The sequence below is a fragment of the Allorhodopirellula solitaria genome (assembly GCF_007859855.1).
GTDB classification, from domain to species: domain Bacteria; phylum Planctomycetota; class Planctomycetia; order Pirellulales; family Pirellulaceae; genus Rhodopirellula; species Rhodopirellula solitaria.
Window position 1 is genome coordinate 859,338 of record NZ_SJPK01000001.1, and the last position, 13,253, is coordinate 872,590.

Genomic DNA, 13,253 nt, shown 5'->3' on the forward strand with positions numbered 1-13,253 from the left:
TGAAAACGGTCTCCACGTCGCTCTTACGCGTTTCCTCCAGAATCTTTCTCCGCGGAGCTCTCCGCGTCGGGTTCCCCCACCGCAGTAGCCGGCTCAGTGACGGGCTCGGAATCACCCGTGGTTGCCGAAACATCCGCGTCTTCGCTGGGGGCGGAAACACCTTCCTCCACTTCGGCTTGCGAAGTGACTGGCTCGGGCTCCGAATCTTCCGAGACGGGCTCCCCAGCCTCGGCTTCCCCAACTGCAGGCTCTTCTGCCGCAGGTTCTTCTGCTTTGGGGGTTTCGGGATCGCCTTTCTCCGAAGCAGGCATGTGAGCTTCCATCTCGGCTCGCTCGCGATCCAGCTTCTCGGTTTCGCGGCGGACGCGACGCTCATCGGCCGCTGCCTTCTCCGCTTCCTCCGCCCGCGCTTCGGCTACCTCGACGATCTCGTCGACTTGCTCCTCGGTCAATCCCGCCATTTCGGCGAACTGATCCGGCTCGATCACCGACAGGTCGTCATAGGAGAGATAGCCTTGTTCAACGAGAGTTTGAGCAATTTCTTCGGTAATCCCTGGGATCTGGCCAAAACCACCGACAGCCCGCTCGATTTGGTCTTCGAGCTCGTTGGCGGTCATGATCTCAATATCCCACCCGCACAACTTACTGGCCAGCCGCACGTTTTGCCCGCGACGGCCGATGGCGAGAGAGAGCTGATCCTCTTTGACCAACACGATCGCTCGACCGATCATATCACAGAGCAATACCTGGTCGACTTCGGCCGGCTGCAACGCGTTGGGGATCAGAACCTCGGGGTCACTATCGTAACGCACGACATCGATGTGCTCGCCAGCGAGTTCTTCGCGGACGGCCTTGATCCGGCTGCCGCGGTAGCCCACGCAGACCGAAATCGGATCGACTTGGCTATCGTCGCTGCTGACGGCGACCTTGCTGCGGTAGCCAGGCTCCCGAGAAATCGACTTGATCGCGATGACTTCGTCGTTGAGTTCGGGGATTTCCTGCTCGAAGAGCCGTTGGACGAATTGAGGCCGTGTGCGGCTGAGCACAACCCGGACGCGGTTGCCACCCTGGGGGCGGACTTCGTAGACGATCGCACGCACGCGTTCGTTGGCGTGCAAGCTTTCGCCTGGGATCTGCTCGCTCCGGGGCAAGATCGCTTCAACGTTTCCCAGGTTCACCGTTGCCACGCCACCATCGGCTCGACCGATGATGCCGCTGACGATCTCACCGATCTGGTCCCGGTATTCGATCATCAACGCATCGCGTTCGGCCTCCCGAACACGTTGGATAATGACTTGTTTCGCGGTTTGGGCACCGATACGGCCGATCTGGTCGTCACCGAGGGGCTCGCCTTCCAAGGCTGCCGTGATCTTCCCATTTTCGCGATTGATCGAGACGACGACATCCGATTCTTCGCCGTACTGCCGTTTGGCGGCGCTCTGGAGAGCCGACTCAATGGCCTGGAACAACAGCTCAGAATCGATATTTCTCTCTCGATGGAGCGAATCGACGTAACGCAAAATGTCTTGCGGGTTCATAGCGACGAGAGATGGAGAGGAGGATAAAAATATTAGATTTCAGCGGTCCAGGCAAAAAAATTAGCCCGGACCAACTAGGGCCCGGGCCAACAACGTTTGCCTGAAGTCTGTGTCGTTGGAGACTATCGGAAGTGCCCGTCAGTGTCAATCCACGTGCGACGAGCAAAACCGTGCTGGCCACCGTCACCGAAAAGGCAAAACTCAGTGAATCAGGAGAGCGAATCAGGGGGACATGTGTTCACAAAAATGCTGCCGGCGAACCGGTCGTCACGCTTTTCCCGATTCGTTGTCGACGATGCAACGGGGGATTCGGGTTATCGCTGATGGCTATACCCAGCCGATGCCGATGTTAAGATTATGATAAATTTCCAGCCCGTTGATCGTGAATCCCTCACCAGCCGATGGGATGGGGGAGACGATTTCGCATGAATCAAAAACGCAGGAAGATACCAATCGCGTCTCTCGGTGACACGCAGCCTTGGTTGAAGATGGACGTGAATCAATACAAAGGTTCACCTCCGCAACCAACACTCCGCAGCGGTCGTGGGGAAGCATCCCGCGGCGGGCAGCGCGGCGAATCTTCATGGTGGCCCTACCCGTCGGTGGTGCAGGATTCCGTCTTGATGACAGTCGCCTGCTGTGGCGGACTTTGGGGAATCAGTTGGTGCAGCACCGGAGGCAGTTTCCGCTTATGGCTCACTGGCGAGAACGGCGCCTTGGAGATGGTCCAGTTACTGATATTGCTGGCAACCGTGGCGGTCGGGTTGGCCGCCGCAACACGAGCGACGGCCTCGCGTTGGCGAACGATCGCCATTGCGTTGGTGTGCGTGGCCGCGGCCGGGGCCGCTCGAGAGGTCCCCTCGCTCCATTCGCTGACTCGAGGCGACCGAGTCAGCATGGACGCGATGACAGGCGTGGTCTTTTCAGCACCACGCGAATGGAAGCACTTGGTCGTTGCGGTTGCCGGCTTGGCCTGCTTCGCGCGTGCTGGCTACGCCTGGATCGCCTACTCGGAGGACAGAAAACTATGGTTATCGCCCGCGTTCATCTGGCCAGCTTTCCCCTTCGCTGCCTGTTTCGTGCTGGCGGAGTCATTCGAGCGATTGCGGTGGGTTTTCGCCGAAGAGAGTATTGAGGTGTTTGCATACGCCATGATGCTGACCACGGCAGTGTGGGTTGTGCGAAATGCCAGCCCGCTCAACCAGGTCATGTCGACCACATCGAGCGCAGCTGAGGAGCCGTTCACGATAAGCTTTCCCACGGAGCCGATCGACCTCCACGCATATCATCATCGCCGCGCGGGTTAGCCTCTCTTCCTGTCAGCCACCCGCGAAACCGGGGGCCGCCTGTCGGCTGGTTTGACAGGTTTCCATGGTTGGGGACCAGCAATGGAAGCGATCATCCCGCCTCCATTGCGGATTGCCCGGCATGACATACCGCATAGCAACGCGTGATCAATAAGTGGCGAATTGAGCGAAAGCTTTTCTGTCGTGGATGAGGCGACGAGTCCTCTCAATCCAAGCATCCCGGAAGAGATATTAGAGAATAGCCGTAGCGCCACCCACCGCTGTTCGTTGGTCGTGGAACGTCGCCCCCGAAGTGGGTTACAGCCCCCGCCATGAACGATCTTCTACCCCATTCGGGGTTGGCCATTGCGTTTCGCAACGTATTCGGTGGTGTTCGCTTGCGCTCAAACCACCGGCAATTTTCTATTCATCCCTGACGGGATACTTCTGGGTATGGAACAGCTCGTTGCTTCGTCCAATACGTCACTTCTTGGGCACATCCGGCGGAAGCGTGCGCCCGAGGTTTTCAAGGCATGGCTCCCGTATCGAAGGATTTATTTGTGGGATGTGATTATCAATTTTAGACTGGCACTGCCGGGAGAAACGTAGCCGATCTCTGCAGAGGTGCGGGCCTGGCAAGGGATATCTCGGTCGCCAGCGTTTCCCTGCAAAAGCGGTACGCCAATGGTGTTGTCGGTCCCTGGCGCGCGTTTGTTCGTCAGGGACGCATTTTTGAACGATCATTGGATACGAGAGCCATGCCTCAAAAAAACTTCCGCTGTGCTCTGCGCACGCTTCCGTCGGATGAACCACTTATTACGCCCCCGCTGCTTAACGCATCAAACGTTCAGCTTGGGTGGCGAGCACGTGGGGTGTATCGAGGCCTTGCAAGAATCCGGTCTCGCCCTGCACGCGGACTCGGCTTCCCAAGTGGTTTCGGATTTCGACACCTGGAGCCGGCGTGACGTAAGCCACGGTGCGGCCGCCCTGGTCCGTGATAGCAAAGGGCGGTCGATCCGGGTCGGCTGAGTAAACCTCGACGAGGACACCGGATTGCTCAGCGGTTGCAGGCGTGTTGTCAGCCGGCATGGCTGAGGGAGGCCCGATACTGCTGGCTGGCGACGCACCGACGGTGTGCGATGTGGGCAGGATCGACGCCGGGCCGACCACGGTCGGATTGCTGCCTGCCCGGGACACGAACGAGTTATTCGGCGGGCTGGCGAGCGATGCGACCGCTGGCTGAGCAGCCGGTGGACTGGGAATCCTCGGCGCCGCTGCGAAGGTGGGGGCGTGGGGCAGCGACGTCGTCGCTACGAGCGTGTCCCCATCGCGGCGGCGGGCGAGCGATTCATACTCTCGAGCACGCTGGGCGAGGTCGCTCATCGAGAACCGCTGGGCAGCGTCCGCGACGATGCGAATTTCTGGGGCCGATGCTCCCCTCGCCATCAAGTTTGACATAATCGTGGGTAGCGATTCAGGCGTGGCGGCGGCAACGGACTGCTGAACGCCTTCGAGCTGCGCCGCGGTGATCGTCCGCAGCTTGGCTGGCTGCAGGGGTTGCCCGGCAAAGCCGCGAGCTGCCAAGGGCGAGACGTCAGCACTGGCGACCATCCGGGGTGCGGACAGGATGGCAACCTGAGATTCACTCGAGCGGAATTCTGGGTGCGCCGTTGCCGCTACCGTCTTGGCATTCGGGCCCGGCTCGGCCGACAGGACGCGCGATCCCTGGCCCGCATCGACCGGTTGAGCGGGTGCGGCATGGGGAGCCGCAGCGACCGGCGGCGAAGGGACTGCGGCGGGCCCTGAGGCGACCGTGGGGGTGGCCGGCGTCGCCAGCCCGCTGCCGATGGGAACCAGCTCATTGGGTCGGCGGCTCGATCGACCAGTCAACGGCTCGAGTTCACTGAGTTCAGCTTGCTGGCCACTGACCAAGGCGGTCAGCCCATCGGTTACCCGCTCGGAAAAACTCTTGAGTTGGTGATGCTCGGGGTGCCCGTTTGGCTGCCCATTGGGAGCGTTGGGGTCGCCTGCCAAGGCTGTGCCTGCTTCGTCTTGGCGGAGCCGATCGAACCGGCTGCGTTGGCGTTCTTCGATATGCTTCTCGATTTCGTCGAGCCGGCGGATGCTAGCGATCTCATCGGCTCGTTGCTCAGCGGGGTCATTGCGGGCCACGTGGGACGGGCCGCCGGGCAAAAACTCGATCGTCTGCTCTGTTTGCTCCGCGGAGGGCTGCATGTTGGCGATCAATGCTTCGGCGGTCGTCACGACTTGATCACGGTGAATCCAGCGAAATTCGCCCGAGGGCGGCACGATACGGTACCACGCCTGAGGACCATCGGGGCCATCGCGTTCACTCCGCCCGAGGATGGTCACGGTCTCTCCTTCACCGAGTTGGACCTGCCAACGCGAACGGCGGGCGCGACCGAGATTGGTGCCAATCCAAGCCTTGGTTTTGTCTTCGATAATCTCAGCGTCGATCGCATCGGCATTTCGTGAGGACGATTTCGACTTCGTTGCATCAAGCAGGCGTGTTGCGTCAGCTGGAATCCAACAAAAGCTGTCGGCGGTCGGGCGCACGCCGAGCCAACCGTCAGCGTATTCGACGTACACCTCGAGTTCCTGACCGTGCCGCAGCGGATCGGTGCGGTAGTAGTCACCACCGGGGCCGCAGCGGAGGTGAGCCGCAGCATCTGCCACAAAGACGAGGTAGGGATCCGAAACAGCAGAGGTTTCGGTGCCTTCAGCGGCTCGCGCAGCAGTCGGCATTATCGAGCCATAGAACACGAGCAGGGCAGCCGCAGCCGTCATCACACAGCGACACATTCCGCTGGAAAATAGAGGGGAGCGACGACTTGGGGAACTGAACAGCGGGGACCGACGCATCGTGCGGCTTCCGTTGTAATGAGAAAGAAATGGTGCCAACGTGACGACAGCAGCCATCGCATAGACGGCTGCTCGTATTGAGCGATAACGATTCCTCACCGCTAAATGCAAGGCCATTTCGTTGATTTGCCGAGGCTCCGAGGCTCGGCGAGCGGGACTCCGGCTACTGCTCGTCGTGCTTTTGCTGGCTCACAAACCTTACGCTCGGCGAGCGACTGCCGACCCGGTCACAGCGAAAGTACTCACTGACATAGCGGACCACCTGACGCTGTTCAGGGATTTTGAAGCGGTCGCCTTTCTGCAGGATCGGTCGGTCCTCTTGCATCTCCCCAAACTGTTCCGTACCGGCAACTTGGCAGGGATACCAGTGACCGGACTCCGGGCCGCCGTCGAGAACCTCGAGGTAGAACTCGGGGTAACAATGCCCGGGAATCCAGACCATTCGCGCAGGGATATCTGCGTTTCGGCACAGAGCAACGAACAGACTCGTCATGTCTTCGCAGTCTCCTTTGCCATCCTCGAGTGCATCGGAGGCATTTCGAATCGGCCCCTCGGTATAGGCCACCTCTTCACGCACGCGGTCGTAGATCCGGCGAACGGTTTGCCAGCCCGATGTGTCGTCGGCCGCCTCGGTATCGAGCTCGCGGGAGAGTTGCCGGATCTTGCCATGGGTCGCATCGATCATGGGGCTGTTGCCCAGATAGCCCCGCAGTTCTCGCGAAACTCGCTGGGGGATCACAAGCGAATCCGTCTCGGTAGGTGCCAGGATGTTTCGTTTTTCGATTTTCAAATTCAGCAGCACGTTGAGCGACTGGTTCGCCCGCATCCGGTTGATCCCGATGACCGCTTGACGAGCACCACCTTGCAGGTCCCGCATCTGCAGGTGCGTGATTGGCCCTGAAACGTCACGGCTGGCGATGGTCACGACTTGCTCGGGCCAGTCCATGGGGACGGCGAACGTTCCCAGCCCTCTGGTGAACGTCACGGGTGTCTCCAGCTTCATCCCAAACTGCCAATCGAAAGCTTCCGCGTCGCTGTACGTCGGTGCCGTATCCGGCTCCTCCGCCTGATCCGCCATCGCGGATCGACGCTGACTCGCGGTGGCGAGCAAACAGCTCGACGCAGCCAGCCACCGGCTCGAGCTGGCCAGCCACTGGCGACGGGATAATGCTGCATGACTCATGAAGAATTCTCCGGTGGTTCGTATCGGACACCAGCTCAAGGCACGCTGGCTACTGAAATCAATACCCCGAGGGTAGTCGCGATGGCGGAGCCGCACCAGGAATCGCCCCGTTTCCAGCAAGCAAAGGTAGGGATCGCACAATCTATACCGATTGCCAAAGTAGCCAGACGGCTCCGCCCGTCTGAGCTCAACACAACCACCTCAACACACCGCTGCTCCTCGCGACGGACGGAGCCGTCGGTCGACTATCAATCACTTCCATTCTGAAAAAGCAGCCAGACGGCTCCGCCCGTCTGAGCTCAACACAACCACCCCAACCCACCGCTGTTCCTCGCGACGGGCGGAGCCGTCGGTCGACTATCAACCATTCCCGTTCTGAAAAAGCAGCCAGACGGCTCCGTCCGTCTGAGCTAAACACAATCACCTCAACACACCCCTACTCCTCGCGACGGGCGGAGCCGTCGGTCGACTATCAACCATTCCCATTCTGAAAAAGTAGCCAGACGGCTCCGTCCGTCTGAGCTAAACACAATCACCCCAGCCCACCGCTGCTCCTCGCGACGGGCGGAGCCGTCGGTCGACTATCAACCATTCCCGTTCTGAAAAAGTAGCCAGACGGCTCCGTCCGTCTGAGCTAAACACAACACCCCAACGCACCCCTACTCCTCGCGACGGGCGGAGCCGTCGGTCGACTATTAACCATTCCCGTTCTGAAAAAGTAGCCAGACGGCTCCGTCCGTCTGAGCTAAACACAATCACCCCAGCCCACCGCTACTCCTCGCGACGGGCGGAGCCGTCGGTCGACTATCAATCACTTCCGTTCTAAAAAAGTAGCCAGACGGCTCCGTTCGTCTGAGCTCAACACAGTCACCTCACCACACCGCTGCTCCTCGCGACGGGCGGAGCCGTCGGTCGACTATCAATCAGTCCCGTTCTGAAAAAGTAGCCAGACGGCTCCGCCCGTCTGAGCTAAACACAACCACCCCAACACACCGCTACTCCTCGCGACGGGCGGAGCCGTCGGTCGACTTTCAACTATCGACCCATTTTCGTTCAGGCTGCGTAGGGTGTGTTTGCTCATCTCGCTACTGATTCCGCTCGACCACCAACACGCCCATTATGCTGCAAATTCACGCCCTGACGAAGCGATTTGTGGGCGAGAGCGAGACGGTTTGCGCCGTCGATGGACTGTCTTTCGAAGTCGGACCGGGAGAAGTATTCGGATTACTGGGCCCCAACGGGGCCGGTAAAACGACGACGCTGCGGATGGTATTGGGGCTGATCGCTCCTGACAGTGGCGATGCCGAGGTTGCGGGGATCCCCACCTCGGTCGACCCATTTGCCGCCAAAGCCAAGCTGGGGTTTGTCTCGGCCAGCGATGGGGTTTACCCCTGGCTCACGGTGCGTGAGATGCTGCTGTACTTCGCCGACCTGTATGGCGTTGGTCCAGACGAGGCGACGGCGCGACTGCACGTGCTAGCCGAGGTGATGGATATCGAGGGATTGCTCGACCGGCGTGCCGGGACGCTGTCGACGGGTCAGCGTCAGCGGGTCACGCTCGTCCGCGGACTGATTCACGATCCGCCCGTGATGCTGCTCGATGAACCCACCCGAGGCCTGGATGTGGTGGGGGTTCAGACCATTTTCCGATACATTTCGCACCTGCGGCACGTCGGCAAAGCGGTCGTCGTCTGCACCCACCGACTCGATGAAGCCGAGCGACTCTGTGATCGGTTCGGGCTGCTACACCGCGGCAAAATGCAGTACGAGGGCACCCTCACTCAGCTCCGCGGTGTCTCTGGCCGCGAGCATCTCGTCGAGATGTTCGACGATCTCATGAATCCGTCCACTCCCCCGAACGAAATCCCTACGTGAACCTGTCCTGGTCTCGATTGGCTCGGCTCAGCCGCAAAGAGCTTCGTGAAACGCTGCGTGATCGCCGAACCATCTTGACGCTGGTGATGATGCCGCTGCTGGTCTATCCCCTGCTCAGCATGGCGATGAATCGCTTTTTGATCTCATCCGCTGGCCCCGGCACCAACGGCTTTGTCATCGGTGTCGACACCGAACAAGAGAGCAATTGGCTGCAATCACTCCTGCATGATCCACGCAGTCATCCACCCGAATCCATCCTCGCCGCCAGCGGCGGTGAGCTCGCCGAGTTCCAAGTCGTGATCGCGCCGGAGGGAAATGCGGATCAGGCGTTGCTCGACAATGAACTCGATGCGGCCGCTCATTTGGCGATTAGTGAAGGCGATCCATCGTCGATACGGATAACCGCTTTTGCGGGCGATCAAGCGAGCGAGTCGGCGCGGCGTATTCTCATCGAACGTCTGCATTGGTTGAAGCTGCAGGATGCCGAGGGGATTCTCAAACGAATCGTGCCTGAATTCACTTCCTACGACGTCACCACCACGGAAATCGGTGAACCGCAAAGTGGCAATGTGCTGGCGTCGATCATCCCGTTGGTGTTGGTGCTGATGACCATCACCGGCGCGGTCTATCCCGCCATCGACCTGACCGCGGGGGAGCGTGAACGCGGCACAATGGAAGCGTTGATCGCCTCGCCGGTCCCGCGTTGGTGGCTGCTCTTGGCGAAGTACATCGCTGTGGTCTCGGTGGCGTTGCTCACCGCGGTAGCGAACCTCGGTGCGATGTTCGCAACCCTGTCTTTGACGGGATTGATGTCCACGCTTGTCGGCGAAGGCGGCGGCATGGGCCTGAAGGAGATGGGGTACATCTTCCTATTGCTGGTGCTCTTTAGCGCCTTTTTTGCTGCCGTGCTGCTGTCGCTGACGAGTTTCGCCCGCTCGTTCAAGGAGGCACAGGCATACTTGATTCCGATCATGCTGTTGGCTCTGGCACCCGCGATCTTGTCACTGATGCCGGGGGTCGGGTTGACTGGACCGCTCGCGGTGGCACCGCTACTGAATATTGTCTTGTTGGCTCGTGAGATTCTAGAGGGTGACGTGCACCCGCTCGGCGCCTGCGTCGCCGTGGTATCCACGCTGCTCTATGCCGCAGGTGCGTTGGCCATCGCTGCCAAACTGTTCGGCAGTGACGCGGTGACGCGCACGAGCGACCAATCGATCGGCTCTCTCTTTCGACGGCCCACGATCGCGACCCCACGCCCGAGCATCGGGGAAGCTGGGATGGTGATCGCCCTGCTGCTGCCCGCTTCATTCGTCGTTTCGAATGCGTTGATGCAGTGGATCCGGCGACAGGGCGGTGAGATCAACGTGCCGTGGCAGTTAACGCTCAACGCGATCTCATTGATTGCGACTTTCGGATTGATTCCACTGCTCGCGACCGTGTTGGGCCGTCATGAGTTTGCCTCCACCTACCGTTTGCGACGGGCAAACGTGGGTTTCTATCTCGGAGCCGCTGTCATGTCGCTGGGGGCGTGGGCGTTTGCCTACGAAGCTCTCGTGTTGGCAGATGAATGGAAGTTGGCGTTACTGAACGAAGACCAAATCGAGCGAACACGTGGGTTGCTGGAGAAATGGAAGACCATTTCGCCGGTGCTCTTAGTCACGACAATGGCGTTTGTGCCTGCTGTGATTGAGGAGCTATGCTTTCGCGGCTATTTGTTCTCCGCATTCCGCACCGTACTGCGGCCCTGGCACACCATCCTGGCGACGGCGGTGCTGTTCGGGTTATTCCACGTGTTCGTCGGCAGCACCCTGCTGATCGAACGATTCATCCCAACGACATTGCTTGGGATCGCCTTGGGATGGATCGCTTACCGCAGCGGCAGCGTGCTGCCGGGCATGCTGATGCACTTCCTGCACAATGGCATGCTCGAACTGGTGGCTCGCTATCACGACCAACTCGCATTTCTCGGTAGCGAGACAGAGGGCAACCGCCATCTGCCACCGCTTTGGATCGCGATCGCAGGCGGATGTCTGTTGATTGGAATCGCGATCATCCACTTCTGCCCGCGGACCGAGCGTCCCGAAGCCATGGCCGATCTTTCGCAGGCGTAAAACGCAAGCCGCCCTCGGCAAACTTGCGTTCGCGGAGGGCGGGGCGTTGTCAGGATATTTCGATCCCTCATCGAAGGACTGCCGAGTTGCTATCGAGCCGGGTTGGCGTCGGCGACGGCTCGGTCCATGACTTCAATCGCGGCGTCGGTATAGCGTTCGTACTCATCGAAGAAGTGGTTCATCGAGGCCTCGTCGGCGAAGAAGAACATCCGTTGATGGATCGGATCCCGCATACCGAAGCGGCGTTGGCCGGGGACGATCCGACGTTCTTCGAAGAACCGCACCACGTCGATTTCGTTGAGCACGGGAGTGTATCGCATCGGGTCGGCGAGGAAGACATCCATCTTCTCAGCGGAGCTGAACAAGTACAGGTTACCCAGGTGCACGACGCCAAATTTGGGATTGCCTTCGATCCACTGGTCGTCGTCGATGACCGTGACGGCACAGAAGCCTTCCATCGCGAGTTTCGGCGATCCGTCGGCTGCATCGGTTTCCGCAGCCAATGAGGCTTGTTGGCCACTGTCGGTGGGCATTTCGTTATTCAGTCGGGCCGACGCGAGACTGGCCTTTCCTCCGCCGGGCATCGCCTCAGCGGGGATGCCCATGCCAGGATCAGCGGCCGCGTTGTTATCGGTCGCTGGGGTTGCCGCAACGGCATTCTCAACAGGAAGATTGCCGGATTGATCAACAGGCATGCTCGGAGGCTCCGCTTGGACAGCTGGATCGGCCGCCAACTGCGTTTTCGGCTGGGGAGCGGCTTGCGCGGGCATCGCGGCAGGCACTTTGCTGCTCGCATGGGCCAGCATCGAGACGTATTTCTTGGGGTCCTGAGGACTCACCGAATGCATGAGTGTCTCGCCAGCCGAGGTGACCACGACGTCCATCGGGAACTTGGTCACCTTGAACATTTTCACCAGTTCAGGGGACTCTTTGGCGTGAACCTTCACCGGAACGAACCCTTGCGCCACCGCGGATTCGACGTCCGCTGATTGAAAGGCACCCGCTTCGAGCTTGTCGCAGTAAACACAGTTATCGGTGTAAAAGTGCAACAGCAGCGGCTTGCCCTGGGCTTTTGCTTCGGCGTGAGCCGTCGTCAGCTGATCTCGCCAGGGAATTTCTGCCCGGAGCGGTTGAAGGCACAGCGAACTGCTAGCGAGAAGAACGCTCGCGCGGACGATGTGGTGAAACTTGGTTCGTTGTAGCCAGGCCAGTCGCATTGGACAAAGTCCTTCTTGTCTGTTTGCAGGATTGCTCGGCCCCAGGCAAAAGCGGGGGCTGTTTCATTAAGATCGGTTGTTCCGATAGGTAGGATTGAGTCGAACCTACGGAATATTCCGATTTCACCGCCAGGGCAGGCTTGGGGGATTGGAGAAGATGTCGGTTATTTCAGTGCATCTACCTGACAATCGCTAGCTCGGGGATCCGGAATTGGAGAGTCGTGATCGAGCCCGCTCAATAGCTGCCCATCATCGCGCCGTCGGCTCGATTGCCGAGGTTCTGATAGAGCTGCGGTTCGATGGAGTGGGAGATGAATCGAATCGAACCGTCGGCAAAGCAGAAATGGGCACCGCCGTTGTGCAGGCTGTCGAAACCACCGACGAAGTCCTTCTTCATCTCGCCATCCTCGTTCAAGGCTTCCGGGGGCAACTGCTCGGGTTGGCCGTACTGGCGAGGAGGAATACTGCTCGGTTCAGCGTCGGGGGACATCGACCGGCCCGCCAACCAACCTGTATTGCGAAGTGACGCCCGCGTCCCGGAGGCCCACCCGAGGCTATCGAGACTCGGCAACATCTCACCGACCAGAATCGTGTGCGAGCTGCCATCGGTGATCTCGCCGTAACCCACATGGCTGTTGAGGAAGAGCAGTCCGGTATTGTCCTCATCAATCGGCGCCTCGGTGTGGTGATGACACCCCGCATAGTTGGTCAGGCCCGAGGTGTTGTCGTTATTTACATAATAAGGCGACGAGGGGCAGAGAAACGAATTGATATGGACAGCCCGGGCGGGCGCGTTGGCAGGATCATAAGTCCCCAAGGAGATGTCGAACTGCTCCGCGACGCCTTGTTGCTCGATGTAGGGACACAGCTGAACCAGGTAACCGACATGCTGGCCAACGGGTTCATTCCGGATGGGTCCGTCGGGATTGATCGAACCAGAGGGCATGTGCTCCATCGAGAATTCAAAATTATGGGCAGACAGACCGATCTGCGCCATGTTATTGGAACAGGAACACCTCCGCGCCGCTTCCCGTGCCGCTTGCACGGCGGGTAACAGCAACCCCACCAAGACACCGATGATTGCGATCACAACGAGCAACTCGACGAGCGTGAATGCCGCCCGAGCACCCGGCAGATTTCGCTTGGTAGCAATAGACATG

At 59.8% G+C, this 13,253-nt stretch carries 8 protein-coding genes; 3 read left to right on the forward strand and 5 right to left on the reverse strand.

Features of this window, described 5'->3' with window-relative positions; translation table 11 throughout:
- Positions 1–23: 23 nt before the first annotated feature.
- Positions 24–1,538, reverse strand: a complete 1,515-nt coding sequence (gene nusA / locus CA85_RS03305; RefSeq protein ID WP_146389821.1) for a transcription termination factor NusA — start codon at positions 1,536–1,538, stop codon at positions 24–26.
- A 425-nt stretch (positions 1,539–1,963) separates the two neighbouring features.
- Between nusA and CA85_RS03310 the strand changes: the two genes are divergently transcribed.
- The gene (locus CA85_RS03310) at positions 1,964–2,845 is read left to right on the forward strand and encodes a hypothetical protein (RefSeq protein WP_146389822.1); all 882 of its coding nucleotides are present in this window, start codon (positions 1,964–1,966) and stop codon (positions 2,843–2,845) included.
- A gap of 810 nt (positions 2,846–3,655) precedes the next feature.
- On the opposite strand, the gene CA85_RS03315 is transcribed toward CA85_RS03310, so the two are convergent.
- Positions 3,656–5,707: an SH3 domain-containing protein gene (locus tag CA85_RS03315; RefSeq protein WP_186774713.1), complete on the reverse strand. Its 2,052-nt coding sequence runs from the start codon at positions 5,705–5,707 to the stop codon at positions 3,656–3,658.
- A 163-nt stretch (positions 5,708–5,870) separates the two neighbouring features.
- Complete coding sequence (locus CA85_RS03320; protein ID WP_146389824.1) at positions 5,871–6,890, reverse strand: transglutaminase-like domain-containing protein; 1,020 nt, start codon at positions 6,888–6,890, stop codon at positions 5,871–5,873.
- A 1,119-nt stretch (positions 6,891–8,009) separates the two neighbouring features.
- Here CA85_RS03320 and CA85_RS03325 point away from each other — a divergent pair.
- Both CA85_RS03325 and CA85_RS03330 read left to right on the forward strand, forming a co-directional pair.
- Positions 8,010–8,765 carry an ATP-binding cassette domain-containing protein gene (locus CA85_RS03325; RefSeq protein WP_146389825.1) on the forward strand — a complete coding sequence of 252 codons (756 nt, stop codon included), beginning with the start codon at positions 8,010–8,012 and terminating at the stop codon, positions 8,763–8,765.
- On the forward strand, positions 8,762–10,876 hold the full coding sequence (locus tag CA85_RS03330) for an ABC transporter permease subunit/CPBP intramembrane protease (protein WP_146389826.1): 2,115 nt from the start codon (positions 8,762–8,764) through the stop codon (positions 10,874–10,876). Before CA85_RS03325 ends, CA85_RS03330 begins: the two co-directional genes overlap by 4 nt.
- Positions 10,877–10,965: 89 nt before the next feature.
- Here CA85_RS03330 and CA85_RS03335 read toward each other — a convergent pair whose 3' ends face one another.
- Entirely contained in the window at positions 10,966–12,093 is a 1,128-nt protein-coding gene (locus tag CA85_RS03335; RefSeq protein WP_146389827.1) for a thioredoxin family protein, read from the reverse strand.
- A 235-nt stretch (positions 12,094–12,328) separates the two neighbouring features.
- On the reverse strand, positions 12,329–13,252 hold the full coding sequence (locus CA85_RS03340) for a DUF1559 domain-containing protein (RefSeq protein ID WP_246112450.1): 924 nt from the start codon (positions 13,250–13,252) through the stop codon (positions 12,329–12,331).
- Position 13,253 lies beyond the last annotated feature (1 nt).